The organism is Maricaulis sp. D1M11 (assembly GCF_047308265.1).
GTDB lineage: Bacteria > Pseudomonadota > Alphaproteobacteria > Caulobacterales > Maricaulaceae > Maricaulis.
In genome coordinates, this window is record NZ_JBKQWY010000003.1 from 160,847 (window position 1) to 178,957 (window position 18,111).

The 18,111-nt window shown below is 59.9% G+C and carries 18 protein-coding genes and 3 tRNA genes; 5 read left to right on the plus strand and 16 right to left on the minus strand.

Going from position 1 to position 18,111, the window contains the following annotated elements:
• Positions 1–2 precede the first annotated feature (2 nt).
• The 3 genes from RMQ97_RS07095 to RMQ97_RS07105 all read right to left on the minus strand — a co-directional run bounded on the left by RMQ97_RS07095 (position 3) and on the right by RMQ97_RS07105 (position 3,244).
• Positions 3–2,363 (minus strand): molybdopterin cofactor-binding domain-containing protein, encoded by a 2,361-nt coding sequence (locus RMQ97_RS07095; RefSeq protein ID WP_413660161.1) that lies wholly within the window; start codon positions 2,361–2,363, stop codon positions 3–5.
• A gap of 171 nt (positions 2,364–2,534) precedes the next feature.
• Positions 2,535–2,846: a hypothetical protein gene (locus RMQ97_RS07100; RefSeq protein WP_413660162.1), complete on the minus strand. Its 312-nt coding sequence runs from the start codon at positions 2,844–2,846 to the stop codon at positions 2,535–2,537.
• Positions 2,843–3,244, minus strand: coding sequence for a hypothetical protein (locus RMQ97_RS07105; RefSeq protein WP_413660163.1), 402 nt, complete (start codon positions 3,242–3,244; stop codon positions 2,843–2,845). Before RMQ97_RS07105 ends, RMQ97_RS07100 begins: the two co-directional genes overlap by 4 nt.
• Before the next feature lie 112 nt (positions 3,245–3,356).
• Here RMQ97_RS07105 and RMQ97_RS07110 point away from each other — a divergent pair, with 112 nt between their 5' ends.
• Positions 3,357–4,265 carry a LysR family transcriptional regulator gene (locus RMQ97_RS07110; RefSeq protein WP_413660164.1) on the plus strand — a complete coding sequence of 303 codons (909 nt, stop codon included), beginning with the start codon at positions 3,357–3,359 and terminating at the stop codon, positions 4,263–4,265.
• Here RMQ97_RS07110 and RMQ97_RS07115 read toward each other — a convergent pair.
• Both RMQ97_RS07115 and RMQ97_RS07120 read right to left on the minus strand, forming a co-directional pair.
• Positions 4,262–5,086: a flagellin gene (locus tag RMQ97_RS07115; protein WP_413660165.1), complete on the minus strand. Its 825-nt coding sequence runs from the start codon at positions 5,084–5,086 to the stop codon at positions 4,262–4,264. The genes RMQ97_RS07110 and RMQ97_RS07115 overlap by 4 nt on opposite strands.
• 146 nt (positions 5,087–5,232) lie before the next feature.
• A complete protein-coding gene (locus tag RMQ97_RS07120) occupies positions 5,233–5,850 on the minus strand; it encodes a DUF6134 family protein (RefSeq protein ID WP_413660166.1) in 618 nt (205 codons plus the stop codon).
• Positions 5,851–6,044: 194 nt separating this feature from the next.
• Here RMQ97_RS07120 and RMQ97_RS07125 point away from each other — a divergent pair, with 194 nt between their 5' ends.
• The 3 genes from RMQ97_RS07125 to metC are packed head-to-tail and all read left to right on the plus strand — an operon-like array spanning position 6,045 to position 9,061.
• Entirely contained in the window at positions 6,045–7,046 is a 1,002-nt protein-coding gene (locus tag RMQ97_RS07125; protein WP_413660167.1) for a cysteine synthase A, read from the plus strand.
• Between the two features lie 5 nt (positions 7,047–7,051).
• The gene (locus RMQ97_RS07130) at positions 7,052–7,882 is read left to right on the plus strand and encodes a sulfurtransferase (protein ID WP_413660168.1); all 831 of its coding nucleotides are present in this window, start codon (positions 7,052–7,054) and stop codon (positions 7,880–7,882) included.
• A 24-nt stretch (positions 7,883–7,906) separates the two neighbouring features.
• Entirely contained in the window at positions 7,907–9,061 is a 1,155-nt protein-coding gene (metC, locus tag RMQ97_RS07135; RefSeq protein ID WP_413660169.1) for a cystathionine beta-lyase, read from the plus strand.
• Here the strand turns inward: metC and RMQ97_RS07140 are convergent.
• From RMQ97_RS07140 to RMQ97_RS07190, 11 genes are all read right to left on the minus strand, one after another.
• Positions 9,058–9,771 carry an SOS response-associated peptidase gene (locus RMQ97_RS07140; RefSeq protein ID WP_413660170.1) on the minus strand — a complete coding sequence of 238 codons (714 nt, stop codon included), beginning with the start codon at positions 9,769–9,771 and terminating at the stop codon, positions 9,058–9,060. The genes metC and RMQ97_RS07140 overlap by 4 nt on opposite strands.
• Positions 9,771–9,847, minus strand: a tRNA-Arg gene (locus tag RMQ97_RS07145). The genes RMQ97_RS07140 and RMQ97_RS07145 overlap by 1 nt, the downstream gene beginning before the upstream one ends.
• A 54-nt stretch (positions 9,848–9,901) precedes the next feature.
• Complete coding sequence (locus RMQ97_RS07150) at positions 9,902–10,207, minus strand: ETC complex I subunit (protein ID WP_413660171.1); 306 nt, start codon at positions 10,205–10,207, stop codon at positions 9,902–9,904.
• 33 nt (positions 10,208–10,240) lie between these two features.
• Positions 10,241–10,317, minus strand: a tRNA-Pro gene (locus RMQ97_RS07155).
• Between the two features lie 39 nt (positions 10,318–10,356).
• Positions 10,357–10,980, minus strand: a complete 624-nt coding sequence (locus RMQ97_RS07160) for a DUF192 domain-containing protein (RefSeq protein WP_413660172.1) — start codon at positions 10,978–10,980, stop codon at positions 10,357–10,359.
• A 265-nt stretch (positions 10,981–11,245) separates the two neighbouring features.
• Positions 11,246–11,767: a cold-shock protein gene (locus RMQ97_RS07165; protein ID WP_413660173.1), complete on the minus strand. Its 522-nt coding sequence runs from the start codon at positions 11,765–11,767 to the stop codon at positions 11,246–11,248.
• A gap of 343 nt (positions 11,768–12,110) precedes the next feature.
• Complete coding sequence (locus RMQ97_RS07170) at positions 12,111–12,623, minus strand: 6-pyruvoyl trahydropterin synthase family protein (RefSeq protein WP_413660174.1); 513 nt, start codon at positions 12,621–12,623, stop codon at positions 12,111–12,113.
• A 96-nt stretch (positions 12,624–12,719) separates the two neighbouring features.
• A tRNA-Glu gene (locus RMQ97_RS07175) sits at positions 12,720–12,794 on the minus strand.
• A 102-nt stretch (positions 12,795–12,896) separates the two neighbouring features.
• Positions 12,897–14,708: a single-stranded-DNA-specific exonuclease RecJ gene (gene recJ, locus RMQ97_RS07180; RefSeq protein WP_413660175.1), complete on the minus strand. Its 1,812-nt coding sequence runs from the start codon at positions 14,706–14,708 to the stop codon at positions 12,897–12,899.
• On the minus strand, positions 14,708–15,661 hold the full coding sequence (gene glpX / locus RMQ97_RS07185) for a class II fructose-bisphosphatase (RefSeq protein WP_413660176.1): 954 nt from the start codon (positions 15,659–15,661) through the stop codon (positions 14,708–14,710). The genes recJ and glpX overlap by 1 nt, the downstream gene beginning before the upstream one ends.
• 113 nt (positions 15,662–15,774) lie before the next feature.
• Entirely contained in the window at positions 15,775–16,104 is a 330-nt protein-coding gene (locus RMQ97_RS07190) for a hypothetical protein (protein WP_413660177.1), read from the minus strand.
• 87 nt (positions 16,105–16,191) lie between these two features.
• Between RMQ97_RS07190 and phaC the strand changes: the two genes are divergently transcribed.
• On the plus strand, positions 16,192–18,081 hold the full coding sequence (phaC, locus tag RMQ97_RS07195; protein WP_413660178.1) for a class I poly(R)-hydroxyalkanoic acid synthase: 1,890 nt from the start codon (positions 16,192–16,194) through the stop codon (positions 18,079–18,081).
• Positions 18,082–18,111 lie beyond the last annotated feature (30 nt).

Consider the following 18,111-nt stretch of genomic DNA (forward strand, 5'->3'; position numbering starts at 1 on the left):
TTTTACTCCTCAGCAGCCGTCAGCGGCAGGGCGAAGCCATTGGCTCCGATCAGGGGCAGACGGCGGAAACGCTGACCCGTGGCATTGAAAATAGCATTGGTGAGCGCCGCACCCGCCGGTGGCAGGCCCGGTTCGCCGACACCCGCCGGAAGAGCGGCACTGTCCACAATCTCGACCTCAAAGGCCTTGGGCGCTTCGTCCATCCGCAGCAAGCGCCAGTCCGGGAAATTGTTCTGGACAACAGCGCCATTCTCGAAATCGATTGCGCCATACAGCGTGTGGGACAATCCCATAATCGTGCCGCCTTCCATTTGCGCACGCACGTGTTTGGGATTGATCACCTGGCCCGCATCTACCGCCAGCCAGGCGCCTGGAATGCTCAGCTGACCTTGCTCGTCCACACGCACCTCGATCACCGTGGCGACATAGCTGAGGAAGGATCGGTGAGCGGCAATACCCAGGCCGTGTCCGGCAGGAAGATCGCGTCCCCAGCCCGAGAGGGCCCGCACACGCTCTATGACGTGTTTCAATCGTGCCGTCTCGATCGGGTACTCGTTCGGATCAGCATCATAATTGGGGTATTCCGCCCCCTCGGCAGTGGGATCAACGATCCGGTCCGGACCGATCATCTCGACCAGCATATCCGCGGGATCACGATCAGCGGCCGCCGCGATCTCGTCCACAAAACTGCTGATGGCAAAGGCGTGCTGGATATTGCTGACCGAACGCAGCCAGCCGATCCGCGAATGCGCCGTGGCCTGTCCGGTTTCAAGCGCCAGATTGGGTGCGGCAAAGGGCGCATCCGAAGCGCCTAGGCCCAGCTCCATCGGCACGGGACCGGTCACGCCGGGCGCAAAGATGGAGAAGATGGACGGGAAGGCCGTGCGATGCAGCCAGCTGGTCACCTGTCCGTTTTCATCCAGCCCGGCTTCCAGGTGCTGCGCGGAGGCCGCGTGGTAGAAACCATGATGGATCTCGTCTTCGCGGGTCCAGGTCACTTTCACCGGGCGCCCGACCTCGCGGGACAGGATCGCGGCTTCAATGGCAAAGTCCGGCTTGGACTTGCGGCCAAAGGCGCCGCCCAGCCAGGTCGTATTGACGGTAATTTCGGCCGGGTCCTTCTGAAAAACCTCGGCCAGAACACCTCGGGTCGTTTGCGGATCCTGGAGACAGGCCCACACATGCAGGTGGTTATCGACCCACTCTGCCGTGGCGACCGGTGGTTCCAGCATGGAGTGGACCAGATAGGGCTGAACGTAATCCGCACTCACGCGGGTCGTGGCCGCTTCAAGGGCGCCGTAAACATCACCACGCGAACGATGCGTGGTTCCCGGTTCCTGCACGCCTGCCAGCATCTCCTCGAGATGGGCGCGGCTGTCATAACCGGCATTGGGACCCTCATTCCAGGCAATCTGCAAGGCATCGCGGCCGCGCCAGGCCGCCCATGTGTCCGATGCAATCACCGCGACACCCCCCAGGGGCTGGAAAGCCGCCACCGGGCCCTGGATGTCCGGCATGCGGACGGTCTGGATCACGCCGGGAACGGCCAGGGCCGCGCTGTCATCCACGCTGTCGACCGTGCCAAAGACCTGCGGCGGGCGGGCGATACAGGCGTAGACCATGTTCTCGCGCTGAACATCAATGCCATACCAGCTTTCGCCCCGGGTAATCCGCGGCACCGTCAGCGAAGGCATGTCATGATCGATATAGCGCCATTCGGACGGCTGTTTCAGGGTGATATCACCCTCGGCCGGCACTTGCAGACGTGCGGCGAGCTCGGCCAGCTGGGCATAGGTAAAGCTGTTACCATCATGGACCACCGTGCCGCGCACAGACGTCACATCGGCGCGATCCACATCCCATGTCAGGGCCGCCGCCTGTTCCAGCATCTGGCGCATGGCGGCACCCGCAATGCGCAGACGGTGGAAATTGTAGCGAATGGAGCGCGAACCATCGGTATTCTGGTCACCATACCGGGCATCACCCTCAGCCTGGACAATCTGGACCTGACCCCAATCGGCTTCCATCTCGTCGGCAATGATCTGCGCGATCGATGTCCAGACCTGCTGGCCCATCTCCGATCGGTGACAGGTAATCTTGACGAAGTTATCCTCTGTGATCTCGATCCACAAAGACGGTGTGGCATCACCGCCGCGCACCTCGGTCAGCGGGCTCGGACCCGCTTCAGGTACACTCACCGTGTCCGGCGTTTGCGAAGGCGCACAAGCCGCCAGACTGACCGTCATGACAAAGCCACCGGATGTGCCCAGAAAGCCCCGGCGGGAGAGTGACAGGAAGCGGTCAGGCGCGGGCGCAGCGGCCGGAATCGGCTTGGCCGACGCGGCATATCGTTTCAAAAACATGATTATGGTCCCTGCTGAAAAACGGGGAAAACCCGTCAGGCCAAGTAAGCTTAGCAAGGATTCTGGTTGTTTTTATAATCCAATCACGCCATCGCGGCATCACGGAAATGTGAGGCGCCACCGGGAGCTGAAAAAGGGCGCGGAGATCCATTGGCCCCCACGCCCCTGTCCTCAGGCGCGACGGGTCAGCACAATGCTCGCCCGGTCCAGATCAAACACCGTATCGCGGAGTTCAATCTGCGCCTGATAATCCGGATCATCTCTCATGCCTGCGAGCGAGACCTCCGGATTTTCTGTTTCAAACAAATTGACCAGATCCGCCTGAACCTCGCCGCGCAAAACCTTGACCGGTTGAAGCGGCTGATCCACCCGGCGCAGACCGTGTCGCTCGAAGACGGGTTTGAGCGTTTCGAAATAGCCGACCGCCTGCTCGAAACTAGCCCCGTCCTTGAGAGGCAGAATATCGATCAATACAAAACTCATTGCTCGTCCTCCTCACGGCGCGTGATGATGATTGTTGCATCGCGCAGACGGAAAATACTGTCGCGATTGGCCGCGTGCTCGAGATAACGGGCATCTGCGAAAATGCCGTCGAACGAGGCCTGGGGATTGTCCGTTTCCCACAGATTGACGACTTCAGCTTCGACAGGACCGCGCAAAATCCCGGTCACTTCCAGCACAGCATCGCTGCGCACCATGCCGTGTTCGGCGAAAATCGGTTCCACAGCGTCAAAATAGGCCCGGGCATCGTCCAGAGTCTTGCCCTCGTGGATGGGCAGGATGTCCAGGATGAGAAAATCGCCGTCTGCATGGGCACTGGCTCCGCTGAGAGCCAGACCCAGCCCGGCCAGCAGGCCGAGCATTCGTGTTTTCAAACTCATGTTCATATCCAGTGTCAGAAAAATCGGCCGGACCGAATGGCCCGGTTGACCGGGATATGTGCGTAACTATTTTCATACACAACATTCACATAAGTGACAGGTCGTCTCAAAAATGGAACAACTGGACTGGGCTGATCTCCGGGCTTTTCTCGCCTTTCTGCGCACCGGGAGCGTGCGTCCTGCCGCGCATGTCCTGGGTGTCAGTCACTCGACCATTGCGCGCCGGCTGGACCAGCTGGAAACCCAGATCGGCGTTCCGCTGTACCGCCGCACGTCTGACGGGGTGTCGCTCACCGCGGCCGGTCAGGAGGTTCACGATGCAGCGCTGCGCATCGAAGCCGAGCTGTCCGGGCTGGATCGCCGATTGTTTGCTAGAGAAACCCGTCTGGAAGGCCCGTTGATCCTGACCCTCATGGATGAGTTGATGGTAGACCCGTTCGTCAGTCTCCTGCACGCCTTCAAGACCGCACATCCGGGCATTGATCTTAAACTGGATACCGGCATGGCCCGCAGCAATCTGGATCGCCGTGAAGCGGATCTGGCCCTGCGTTTCGGGCGCGATCAGGCTGATCACCTCACGGGGCGACGGCTGGGACAGACTGCGCGAGCCGTCTACGCCCAGCGCACTCTGATCGACAATCGAACCTCGCCTCATTCACTGGGCTGGATCAGTTTCAGCGGGTTTTCTGGCAAGGAAACATGGAAGCGCTCAACCCCCTTCCCGGACCAGGACACGGTTTTGCGATGTTTTGACATCCGCAGCCAGCATGTTGCCTGCCGGGCCGGTTTCGGTCTGGCACTCCTGCCCTGTTTTTTGTGCGATCTGGATCCCGAACTGGTTCGGGTGAGCGATCCGGAATTTGTCTCGCGCCAGGATTTGTGGCTGCTGCGTCATCCCGACACCAAGAATAATCCGCGCATTCGGGCATTGATGGATCACATCATCGACAACCTGCCCCGACTCACCCCGCTTCTACGCGGTGAGACAGCCCGGACAGTCCAGATTGCCGATCATGCCTAGCGGAAGAAGCTCAGCGCTGTTGAGGGGGCGGAATTCGCAATCGAGAGCGCCTGGACACCCAATTGCTGTTTGACCTGCAGGGATTGAAGCTTGGCACTTTCGGCGGCCAGATCCGCATCCACGAGATTGCCAATGCCCTTTTCCAGCGCGTCAGACAATTTGCCGACAAAACCCTTGTGCACGTCCAGTGCCTTGGAGCCGGTGCCCAGACGGGCGAGCGACTGGTTGAGATTGTCTAGCGAGGTTTCAATCGTCGTGACGATCGTGCTCGCATCCCCGGCCGAGGCAAAGGACGCTGTGGCCGCCAGTGTGACGACGGCGCCGCCCAGTGACAGGTTCTCATCGGAGATCCGGATAGAGTTTGACCCGTCAGAATTGGCCAGCGCTGAAATGGAGGACACCGTGCCATTGATGAGATTAGTGCCGTTGAAGTCGGCGTTGGAGACGATGGTTCCGATCTGGTCCCGTAGCGCCTTGAAATCTTCGTTCAGGGCCGAACGCGACGCCGTATCGAGCGAGCTGTCTGACGCCGCCAGCGCCTTTTCCTTCAATTCGACCAGCAGGTCAGACACGGCCTCCCCGGCGGCCAGAGAGACATCAACCGTGGACATGCCCAGATCGATGGACTGACTGACGGCCTGATACCCCTCAACATCCGCACGCATCTTCTGGGCCACGGCAAACACGCCACCATTATCCTTGGCAGACGCGACCGCGAGGCCCGAATTGATGCGGGACTGGGTTTTCTGAAGCTCGAGATTGGTCGCGTTGAGATTCTGCAACGCGGTCATCGCACCGGAGTTGGTGTTGATCGTCGCCATTTCTGGCCCCCACACTGATACCATCGGATAGCGCGAGGCGGGGTCTTTAGACCCTCTGTAATCCCGCGACTACACTGTGAGGTTAGCGCACAGATCTAAACGAATGGGTAACGACGAATCAGAATCGAATTCCCGGACCGAGGGGTTTAGACGCGTTGATACCGAACGGTCTGGCCCCGCGCCTCGAACAGGCAACCGACCCAGTTTCCAGCCGCATCATACCAGAGGTCTACGGTCAGATTACCCACCATACGAACCCGCCGGGCCTCGACCTCACCCGCCCCGGTTTGGATGGTCTCCCATCCCAGATCCGTCAGCGTCACATCGAGGGCTTCACCGGTCTCGGTATTGAGGATCTCAGACGTCGAAAGATCGTAAAAACGCCAATGAGTTGATGGGAGGAGTTGATCCATCATGCGAGCGATATCCTCGCGATTCCGGTCATAGTCAAACCGGGTGATTTCACCATCCTTGAGCGTTTCAGCCGACAGAGCGACGAGAGCGCCATCCTGCCAAGTCTCGTTCGCCTCATGCTCATAGCGAAACACGGTGAACGGTCCGACTTTCACTTTCAGCTCGATTTCCGTTCGTGCTCGCAGGGTCTCTCCGTCCTGCTCAAAAGACACGCTGTGCTGACCGAAGGGTTGATCATTGCGGAACACCTCAAAGACGATGTCCTGCGGCACGTCCTGAGCCTCGGCCTTCATGTTGAAGGTCACAAACAAGGCGATGAGCAGGCTCACAATGGCAAGAAGTCGGGTCATGAATCTCTCGGGGTATGGCGAACGATGATGGGCGTGATCTGTCCAAGTATACGCGTCAAAGTCGAAACCGGATCACGAAATCCGGCGCCCCCTATCTCACCTGTATGGGCTCATGACAGAATGTGACTCACACATTTGCCCTCGCCTGCCTATATCTCCCCCGCAAGACTTTGAATGAAGGAGCGTCCTTGGCCATGTCCCACCCGCAATCCGTGATCGATCTGATCGGCAATACCCCGCTGGTCCGCCTCAATCGTGCCTCTGAAGAAACGGGCTGTGAAATCTTCGGCAAGGCCGAGTTTCTCAATCCGGGCGGGTCTATCAAGGACCGTGCGGCACTGGGCATCATCCGGGCCGCCGAAGCCTCCGGAGCGCTCAAGCCGGGCGGAACGATTGTCGAAGGCACAGCGGGGAATACGGGGATCGGCCTCGCAATGGTCGGCCGGGCTCTGGGCTATCGCGTCGTGATCGTGTTTCCGCGTACCCAGTCGAAGGAAAAAAAGGATGCGATCAAACTGCTCGGCGCCGAACTGATCGAGGTCGATGCCGTGCCGTACAAAAATCCTGCGCATTACGCACGCTACTCCGGTCAGCTGGCCCAGGAACTGAATGAGACAGAACCCAATGGCGCGATCTGGGCCAATCAGTTCGACAATGTGGCCAATCGCGATTTTCACGCTCAGACCACCGCACAGGAAATCTGGCAGCAGACCGAGGGCAAGGTGGATGGCTTCATCTGCGCCGTGGGTTCGGGCGGCACGCTGGCCGGTGTCTCCAGCGGTCTCAAGGCCCATAATGCCAATATCCAGATCGGTCTCGCCGATCCGGGTGGCGCCGCCCTTTATGGATACTATGCCGAGGGCGAGCTGAAGGCGGAGGGCACCTCCATCACCGAAGGCATCGGCCAGTCCCGTATCACGGCCAATCTGGACGGTGCGATCATTGACCAGGCCTGGCGGATTTCGGATGACGAAGCCCTGCCGATCATTTTCGACCTGGTGGAGAAGGATGGCCTGTGTCTGGGTGGCTCTTCAGGGGTGAATATCGCGGGAGCCATGCGTCTGGCCAAGCATATGGGGCCGGGCCATACCATCGTGACCATTCTGTGTGATCACGGTGCGCGCTATCAGTCCAAACTCTTCAACCCGGAATTCCTGCGCGAAAAGAACCTGCCCGTGCCGGGCTGGCTGGCCTGAGCCGGATGACGTTGCGACCGCTGATCTCCGCCGCCGAGGCGCTGGACCTGTTCTCCAAGAATGCGGCCCGGTTTCTCGATGCCAGCTGGACTTTTGCGGCGGGGCCGAGCGCTCTGGCTGACGGGTTTATTCCGCGGTCACAGCGTTTCGATATCGACACGATCAAGGACGAGACCTCGCCGCTGCCCCATATGCTGCCCGATGAACGTGTGTTCGCCGCACATGTCGGTGCTCTGGGTATCAGCGCGTCCGACACGGTTATTGTGTGGGATCGTTATGGCAATTTCTCGGCACCGCGGGCCTGGTGGATGTTCAAGGCCATGGGCCATAATCGTGTCGCGGTCCTCGATGGCGGACTGACGGCATGGATGGAGGCGGGCGGACCGGTTGATGATCACCCTGCTCTCCCGCCGGAGCGTGCCACCTTCTATGAGGCGCGTCTTCAGCCAGATCGCATTGCCGATCGCGCGAGTGTTCTGGACGCGATACAAACCGGTTCGCACCAGATCGCCGATGCACGCGGCGCGGCCCGGTTTTACGCACGGGTTCCAGAGCCGCGTCCCGGCATGCGGGGCGGACATATGCCCGGTGCCAGACATCTCCACTATGCCGGTATAATTGGTGATCGCGGCCAGATAAACGCCCAGGCGAACCTGTTCGACGATGCCGGGCTTGATCTGTCCGAGCCCCTGATCACGACGTGCGGATCAGGTGTGACGGCGTGCATACTGGCACTGACAGCCGAGCTCAACGGCCGGGTCGCCCGCGTCTATGATGGGTCATGGAGCGAATGGGGCGCGCGCGACGACACGCCCATCGTGACGCCTGACGCCTGATCGAAACACACAGAGAGACCCGCCATGAAAGACGCGACCAAACTCACCCGTATCGGCCGGGCCCATGGCGAGCCGGGCCTCGTCAATCCGGCGATTGAACGGGCCTCCACGGTGCTGTTTGGTGCCGCCGGACAGCTCTACAACGCACCGCCGGGCAAAACGCATTACGGTCGGGTCGGACTGTCGGCCCAGTCTGCCTTGCGCGATGCCCTGAGCGAGCTGCAAACCGGCACCCACTGCGCACTTACCCCGTCAGGGCTGGCGGCCAATACGCTCGCCATTCTCACCTGTGTCGAAGCGGGGGGAGAGGTTCTGGCAGCGGATAATATCTACGGTCCCGTGCGCGGTTTCCTGCTCAATACCCTGCCCCGCTTTGGCGTAAACACCCGGTTTGTGTCGGCCCGGATCGGCGCGGAGATCGAAACACAGATCCGCGAGAACACCCAGGCCATTGTGCTGGAAAGCCCCGGATCACTGACGATGGAGATCCAGGATCTGCGTGCGATTGCCCGGATCGCCCAGGCGCGCGGCATTGCCACAGTGATCGATGACACCTGGAGTGCGGGGCTGACACTCAAACCGCTCGAGCTGGGCATTGATTACGCGGCACAGGCGCTCACGAAATATCCCGGCGGACATTCCGATGTGATGATGGGGGCCGTGCTAAGCCGGACCGAGCAGCAGGCCCAGCGCCTGCAGCAACTCGAACGCTCGATGGGCTATTATGTCAGCCCGGATGATGCCTTCCTCGTCCTTCGGGGCCTGCGCACCCTGGATCTGCGCATGAAACGCTCCGCCGACAGTGCCCTGATGATTGCCGACTGGTTGTCGGCCCGCAGCGAGGTTGGCCAGATCTATCACCCCGCACGGCCCGATCATCGCGATCATGACCTGTGGACGCGCGATTTTTCCGGTGCGTGTGGTCTGTTCTCATTCTCCGTGCCTGGCTGGCGACTGAAACAGTCCGAGACCTTTCTCGACGGGCTGGACCTTTTCGGAATCGGCTATTCCTGGGGCGGGTTTGAAAGCCTGGCCATTCATTGCGACCCGCAATTGCGGCGCTCGGCCGAGGATGACCGGCATGAAGGCGCACTGATCCGGCTGGCAATCGGAATGGAGGACCCGTCTGACCTCATCGCCGACCTCGAAAACGGTTTTGCCGCGGTGGCCGCGGGCTAGAACAGTCCAGCCTGCGCCCGGGGTTTGAGATTATCCGGTGAATTCCCCCGCAGGGGATCAACCGGATAGATATCAAGGTGCCCATCAAAGGGTTTGAGCAGATCGAGCGGAGCCGCGCCCGGGGCCATCCATTGCTCCTGGCTGCCCGGTGTCAAAATAACCGGCATGCGATGATGGATATCCTGCATCTGATCATTGGCCGAAATGGTGATGAGGGTGAAGCTGAGCACGTCCTCGTCCTCCTTCATTGCCCGGGCCCACAGACCCGCAAACACCATCATCTCACCGCCCGGATGGTGGATGAAATGGGGCATGCGCGCGCCTTTTGGACCAGTCCATTCGTAAAACCCCTGGGCCGGCACCAGACAGCGCCCGGTCGTCAGCAAGGGAGAAAACAGGCGCGATTCGCTCAATCCCTCCGCACGGGCATTGAAGGTGGACAGGGTCTTACCCTCCATCCAGGGCTGCCAGATGCCCCAACGGGCCAGCGCCAACATACGCCCCTGCCCGGCGTCAAGCGCGATGGGCGCGGGCACGGTCGGCGCAATATTCCAGTGCGGTGGGACATCCAGCGCCACAGCGGTCTCGACCAAATTGAGAAACAGCCGGTACTGCTCCCAACTGACCTGACCTGTCGCATATCGCCCGCACATGACGTGTCTCTCCAGACCCCAAATCGAGGCAGGAGCATAGGCAACCGGCAGGCGCATGGCGACCCCGGCAGGACTTGAACCTGCAACCGTCGGATTAGAAGTCCGGTGCTCTATCCAGTTGAGCTACGGGGCCAATACACCGCGCGGCCGAATGAAACCGACCGCGATCTGGTAATGCGTCCGGGCCTCAGTGAGACCAGGGCTGGCGGCGATCGGCCGCAAAATTATCCGCATAGGATTTTGGAAGGCGCTTGGCTTCCTGCGGCTGAACGACCTGGAAGGGAATGCCCTGACGCTTGGCATAGGCGATAGCGTCTTCCTGGGTGTCAAAGTTCAGCTGGATCTGGCTGCGCATGTCAGACGAGGAGGTCCACCCCATCAAAGGATCTGCGCGCTTGGCCATTTCCGGAGAGAATTCCAGACGCCACGCCTGGCTCTTGCCACGGCCGGACTGCATGGCATTACGTGCTGGACGATAGATTTTTGCGAACATCAACCGGTCTCCCGCTTCACACCACACTTCAGATGGTCGGGGCGGCAAGATTCGAACTTGCGACCCTCTGGTCCCAAACCAGATGCGCTACCAGACTGCGCCACGCCCCGTCCCGGTTCTTATGTAAGTCTTCGCGTGTTGTGGCAAGCCTAGCCTGCGTCAGATTCCGCAGTCTCTTCAGCTGCCTCATCGGAAACGCTCTCGCTGGGCACGTCTGCGACGTCTTCCAACGGCTCGGCGTCGAGCGTTTCAAATGCGGCATGGCGCACCTGATCTCCCGGACGCAGACCCAGAGCCAAAGCCTGACCACCCGCCAATTCGAGCACGCCCGTCACGTCATAATCAGCATACAGGCTTTGCAGGGAGCCGGGCTGGGCATTCATGATGATCTTCGCGATCTCGCCATCTTCACGAATGAAAACAATGTCGAGCGGGATCAGCGTGTTGCGCATCCACATGCTGGGACGACGCAGGTCATAAAGGAACAGCATACCCGCATCCTCGGCGAGCGACTCGCGCCACATCAGGCCGCGTTGTTGCTGTTCGGGCGTGATCGCCAGTTCCGCCATGATCGTATGTTCACCGGCCCCGGTGACGAGGACGACAGCTTCCGCCGCACCAAACTCGATGACCGTGTCTTCAGCAGCCGGGTCGACAGCTGCAAGGGCTGCGTCCAGATCGGCCGCAGTGAGAACAGGTGTGGATGACGCATCCTCCTGGGCCAGGGCCGCAGGGGTGGCGAAAAGAGCGAGAGAGAAGATCCAGTTACGCATGCGCGCAAGCTAGTCTGTGCGCGTGGAGCGCGCAACCAGGAAGCACGTTCAATATGACCTGCTCAGCAGTCCACATCCGGCTCGACGTCGAGCCCGCTTCCCTGTTCAATGCATGTCCTGTCCAACGCAAGGCAGTCTCAGCCAGACAACTGACTTTTGAGCCTTGTCCTGGAGCCAGGCCCGTGCGCGTGTGCCAATCCGGAGCCTGCCGGTCGACACCTCCCCCGATGTTCCGCCTCGCCTGTCCCTGCGAGTGCCCCGCGATTTATGCGGTGGCTGGACGGATTTCTGCCGCCAGAGCCCCTTTGGGACCCTCGACACAGCGAACCTGAAGATTCTCACCCGGAAGTACCTCTCCCAGCCCGGCACGACGCAGTGTCGCAGCGTGAAGAAAAACGTCCCCGTCCACATCATCACAGGTCACAAAACCATATCCGCGCAGAGCATCAAACCATTTGACGACACCAGAGCAGAACGGAATTGCATTTTGACCATCAGGATGGAACCGCCGAGGGCGGACCGGAGCTTCAGCGTCACCACCGGTCATTTCGACCAGTTCAACCGCCTGACGTCCCTTCTCCCCCTTCACGGCACGGCATTTCACCTGGGCATTAGGCAGGGCCGGACCCTTGCCGTAACGCCGAAGGCAGCTGGCATGGAGGAGGATGTCCCCTTCCCCGTCTGCTGCATCAATAAAGCCGTAACCGCGCGCCGGATCATACCATTTGATGTGGCCGTCGAGCAGAACAACCTCTGTCTCTTCAAAAATATCGTGTGCTAGAACCATAGCTAAACTCTCTTAGACAACCCACGAGGGAATATTTGTACACGGATCCGAACATTAAGAGAAGATAAACACGATGTGTGGTTTCCCCACGCAAGCGAATGCGGATGCGACTGAGAGCCCGTCGCAAAACATATTTACAACATATTGTGATAAACGCCTTCGAAAACACCACATATAGCTGCGCGTTGCGATCCGCAACACACTGCATTATTTTCGCCTGATAAGCGAATTTGGTGTGAATAAATTATCTAAACACTGTTTAATTCGATAATGCACGTAGGAGTTCGCATCTGCAGCAAGCCATCTCTAGCTGTGTAGATGTCGTGAACTACCGTTTGACCCTCTATTCAGAAGCAGTCAACTCAGCCTGAAGTTGTTCAGCTTCAGCAGCGCGTTCGATCGCGGCATGGGATCTGTAAATCCCGCTATTGGAGCCGTGCTCACTGCACTCCACAGACTCAACCCAGACGCGGCCCTTGGTCAGAGTGCTGACAATGCGGTTCGCTTCATGAAACGTCAGTTCCGCCACCCGCTCGCACGACGTGCCCTTCACAATCCGGACACGGGCAATACCTTTCTCGCCGAGTACTTCGAGGTCGGCACGGGCCGGATCGTCTTCAGCGATCAGGAGTGTGTGGTCGAACATGAAGTGAAGCCAGTCACGGATCTTGCCAAAACCACCCTTGCCAAAATCCAGCACCCAGCCCCGTGTATCGAGTTGGTCCGCCGCGAAGACAAAATGGAAACCCAGCGAATAGCCATGCAGGAGATGGCAGTCACTGTCTGCCGCCCACTGGCGTGAGGTGCAGGACAATCCGCGATCATTTCCATAGGTTTTGGTCGACAGGTGGGCCATCAGTCTCGCCGTGATTATCGTGTTCGCGTAGAGGCTTATACAACATCGCCTCCCACTTGGGGAGGCGTCGTCCGGGGCTGGACCGGTAGGCATCGATGGCACTCCCTAGGGGAATCGAACCCCTCTTTCCAGGTTGAAAACCTGGCGTCCTAACCGATAGACGAAGGGAGCGCGTCGATGTGAGGTCCGCTTTCTATAAAAACCCGACCGGGGTGGCAAGCGCCGTGTCAGCAAAAACTGCAGAAGGATGCAGGAACTGGATATTTATTCAATTTATTCAATGACATGAGACATGTCTTCGAGCTGGAACTGGACCTGGTTTCGACCATTCCAGGTGTCGCGCTGCAGTTTCCCCAGGGCATGAAAGCGCGTTCCATCGACCGCCAGGAGCGCTTCACCCAGGGGTTCATCCGCGCAGCGAAAGGCTATTCCGCCCAGCCGAGCGCCCCCGGAATCCTCCAGCGTGAAGCGCACATGATCCGCACCGACGCGTTTGGCAAACTGAATACGAACATCCGCGACAACAAAGCGAGGTTGCGGGTTACCCTGACCAAACGGCGCGGCCTGTTCCAGAAGATCGATCAGGTCCAGTGTCGCCCCACCGGCCGAGATAACCGCGTCTGCATCGAGCCCCTGGAGAGGTTTCGCCGCCGCCCATTCGTCAGACAACGAGTCTTGAAGAAAAGCGTAGAGAGCTTGGATCTGTTCGACCTTGACCGTCAGCCCGCCGGCCATGGCATGACCCCCGCCGGCCTCGAGAAGCCCCGCCTCTTTGGCTCGCGCGATCGCGCCACCCAGATTGACGCCTGGCACGGAACGGCCAGACCCCTTGCCCACGACAGGTTCGCGCTGGCGATCAATACCAATGACAAGGCTGGGGCGACCGAACCGTTCCTTCAGGCGCCCCGCCACGATGCCGATCACTCCGGCATGCCAGTCATCCCCTGCCGCGATCAGGATCGGCGCCTCGACGTCGGACTGGGACACCTGAGCCAGCGCCTGATCGAGCACATCAGCCTCGATATCGCGGCGCTCGGCATTGTATCGATCCAGGGCCTGAGCCTTGGGCATGGCCGTGTCCAGATCCAGCGCCGTCAATAGCTGCACACCCAGATCCGGCTGTCCGATCCGGCCACCGGCATTGATCCGCGGGCCCAGAAGGAAACCGGCATGATAGGCGCTGGCCTCACCCTCTATACCCGCGGTTTCAGCCAGAGCTTTGAGCCCCGGTCGGCTCCAGCCCGACATGATTTTCAGACCCTGCGCCACCAGAGCCCTATTGAACCCAGTCAGCGAAACCACATCACACACCGTCCCCAATGCGGCCAGATCGCTCAGGGCCATGATATTCGGTTCGGCTCGGCTCTCATCAAAGCGTCCGCGACGGCGGCCTTCGCGGTTCAAGGCCGCCAGACAGACAAATGTTACCCCGGCCGCAGCCAGATGGCCGCATCCCGATGTGTCATCGGGCCGGTTCGGATTGACGAGCGCAAGCGCGGGCGGGGCCGTCTCATCCATGAGGTGGTGATCAATAACGATCACGTCCAGCCCCAGCTCGACGGCATCCTCGATTGGCTGACGAGCGGCCGCGCCGCAATCCACCGTGATCACCAGCTCGGCACCGCGCGCCTTCAGACGCTCAAAGGCCATTCGCGTGGGCCCATACCCTTCCTCGATCCGGTCGGGAACATAGAGCAAGGGTTCCTGGCCCACATCACGCAGCCAGGCGCATAGCTGGGCGGCACTCGTGGCACCGTCCACATCATAATCGGCAAAAATGGCAATCTGCCGTCCGGCCTCAACCGCATCCCAGATCAGACCGGCGGCCTTGTCCATGTCCTGAAATCGGGAGGGGTCGGGAAAGGTGTCGCGCAGGCGCGGTGCAAGAAATCCCGCGACCTCCTGCGCTTCAAGCCCCCGGGCCGCCAGAACGCGCGCCAGAGCCTCGGGCAAGCGGCATTGCCGTGTAATCTCTGCAATGGCGCGCTCGTCAGCCGGGCGGGCGCGCCATTTTTTGCCACTCAGCGAGGCCTCCACCCCCAAGAGGGCGGACACCTCGGCTGAGACAGCGGTGTCGTCCGGCATTAGCGCGGACGGCGATTGGTAATACGACGAATAGACAGATCGGCGCTGTCGAGCAGAAGGGTCTGGGTCTCGACATAATCCTCACCGGTGGTCACACCGGTCACCAAATCACCATCGGTCACGCCGGTCGCGATGAAGAGGCAGTGCTCGGCGGCCAGTTCAGCCAGGTCATATTTCTTGTCGAGATCGGTCACACCGACCCGCGTGGCTCGGGCCCGCTCGTCATCATTGCGGAAATGCAGGCGGGCCTGCATCTGCCCCCCGATACAGCGCAGAGCGGAGGCCGCCAGCACACCTTCCGGGGCACCGCCGCGACCGATATACATGTCCACGCCCGTACCCAGGCCTGCCGCCCCCATGGCGCCGGCCACATCGCCGTCCGGGATCATACGGACACGACCACCGACGGATTTCACACCATCAACGATATAGTCGTGACGCGGACGTTCGAGCACACATACGGTGATTTCTGACGGGTCGACACCTTTAGCCTTGGCCAGGTTGACCACATTATCGGCCGGGCTGGCATCGAGATCGATCACGCCTTCGGGATAACCCGGTCCAATCGCGATCTTGTCCATATAGGTGTCCGGCGCATGCAACAGACCGCCGCGCAGGGACAGAGAGACGACCGCCAGGGCATTGGGCATGCCCTTGGCCGTCAAGGATGTGCCTTCCAGCGGGTCCAGCGCGATATCAATCTCGGGACCTTCACCGGTACCCACTTCCTCACCGATATAGAGCATAGGTGCTTCATCGCGCTCGCCTTCGCCGATCACGATGCGGCCTTTCATGTCCATGGCGTTCATGGCTGTACGCAGGGCGTCAACCGCCGCCTGGTCGGCCGATTCCTTTTCACCACGGCCAATCCAGCCGGAGGCCGCAATGGCAGCATTTTCCGCCGCACGGACGATGTCATATGCAAGTTGAGACAGGGCGCGACTATCGCTCATTCCAGTTTCTCCGCCAGGGATAGGCCCTTCGCATGCGAAATATTTTGGGCCGTGAAGGTTCAAACCGGCAGGATGCCGATCAGGAAAGAAAACGTTTCAGTAGCTTGCCAACACTAGTCCGGCTCTGACGTCAAGTCCCGAGCCCGTTCTATCATGGCATTGATATCGGTGTCAGAGTCCTGCCGGCCCGCGGTTTGAGCAGCGTCAATCTCCGCCCGACGGGCCAGACGCGCCAGACGCCCTGCTGATACATCGAGCGAGCGCGCCTCATGATGGGGCAGCCGCGTGTCGGGAATGAACTCCGGAGCGGCCCGTGTGGCCAATTCCTGATCGAGGCGATCATTCACCCAATCTGGATTGTCGGCCACCGTGTCGGGGGCTTGCACCACGGCACAGGCGGACAGGAGAATAGGCAGGGCGGTAATAGAAATAAGACGTCGCATGGCTCAGCTCTGTCTGGACGGATCGGTCATGGCTTTCTATACGCTCTTGGGTGAACAAGTCACGTTTTTTACCGGGGAAAGCCGATAATGAGCACAGACGGGAAAACTGACGGCACAAATGCCTTCAACCAGGCCAATGATGTTCTGGACGGATTTACTGAGGCCGAGCTCGAACTTGTTGAGGAGTTTTCCCGCAATCTGATGCAGGCGAGCCTGCAATCCCAGAAACTTGTGACCGACGTCATTTCCCGGTCGCTGGACCAGAACGCCCCTCTGCCCCAGACCGACCCGTTCCATTCTGCCGAGGAAGTAGGCACCGTCTGGAACTCTATCCTCACGGAACCCGAACTGATCATGCAGGCCCAGGCTGATCTGTTCAAAGGCTATCTGGACCTGTGGACCAATACCTCGCGACGCATGATGGGCGAGACACCGCCGGAACCGGCTATCACACCGGAGCCGGGCGACAAACGCTGGCGCAGCACGGACTGGCAGGAAAATCCGGTCTTTGACGCCATGAAACAATCCTACCTGCTCAATCAGCGTTTCTTCATGAATCTGGTGAGCCAGGTGAAGGGCGTTGACGAAAAAGCCCAGCGCAAGGTCGAGTTTCTCACTCGGCAAATCACCGATGCTCTTGCGCCCACCAATTTCGCCATCACCAATCCGGATGTCTTGCGCGAAACCATTGCGACAAAAGGCGAAAACCTGACCCGAGGCCTGGAAAACCTGATTCGGGATCTGGAGCGCGGCGACGGTCGGCTGGCCCTCACCCAGACCGATATGGAAGGCTTCCGCGTCGGTCAGGACCTGGCGACCACACCCGGCAAGGTCGTGTTCAAGAATGATATCATCGAACTGATCCAGTACGCGCCCAGTACGAAGACGGTGAAGGCCAAACCCATCCTCTTCTTCCCGCCCTGGATCAATAAATTCTACATCCTCGATCTGCGCGCCAAGAATTCCATGATCCGCTGGCTGGTCGATCAGGGGCTGACCGTGTTTCTCGTGTCCTGGGTCAATCCGGGCCCCGCGCTGAAAGATGTCGGTTTCGAGGATTATATCGAACAGGGTATGATGGCGGCCATCGACGCCGTGGAAAACGTCACCGGGGAGAGCGCCCCACACACGGTGGGCTATTGTGTCGGCGGAACACTGCTCGCAACCGGCCTGGCCCTGCTCGCCGCCCGCGGAGAGGCGGACAAGGTCAGCTCAGCCACGTTTTTTGCCGCCCAGACCGATTTTTCCCTGGCCGGTGATCTACTCCTGTTTGTCGACGATAAATGGCGTCGCGAGATCGAGCGCGTGATGGATGCGCATGACGGTCTGCTGGACGGTCGGACCATGGCCGACACGTTCAACCTGTTGCGCTCCAATGATCTCGTCTGGTCCTTTGTGGTGAAGAATTATCTTCTGGGTCGCCAACCCCAGGCGTTTGACCTGTTGTTCTGGAATGCCGACCAGACGCGCATGCCCAAGACCCTGCATTTGTGGTATCTGGACAATATGTATCGCGCCAATCGTCTGGCCACGGGCGAGCTGGAGATGCAGGGCCACACCCTCGATCTGGGTGCTGTGACAACACCGGTCTATATGGTGGCCACGCGCGACGACCATATCGCGCCCCATACCTCGGTCTATCGAGGCGCGCGGTGTTTTGGCGGTCCTGTCCGCTACATGCTGTCCGGCTCGGGCCATATCGCCGGCATCATCAATCATCCCGGTGCCGATAAATACCAGCACTGGATCAATACGGATCTGCCCGAAACCCTCGACGCCTGGATGGCAGGTGCGACGGAACACCCCGGATCCTGGTGGGAGAACTGGCGCGACTGGCTGTATGACTTGTCTGGTGAAGACGTGCCGGCCCGCCGTCCGGGTGGCAAGACGCGCAAGGCGCTCGTCGATGCACCCGGTGAATATGTGCTTGTACGGTCTGACCGAGCCAAGACAGGCTCTTCACCGGAAAACGAATAAGTTCAGTCATTTGGTATGCTGACTTCACGC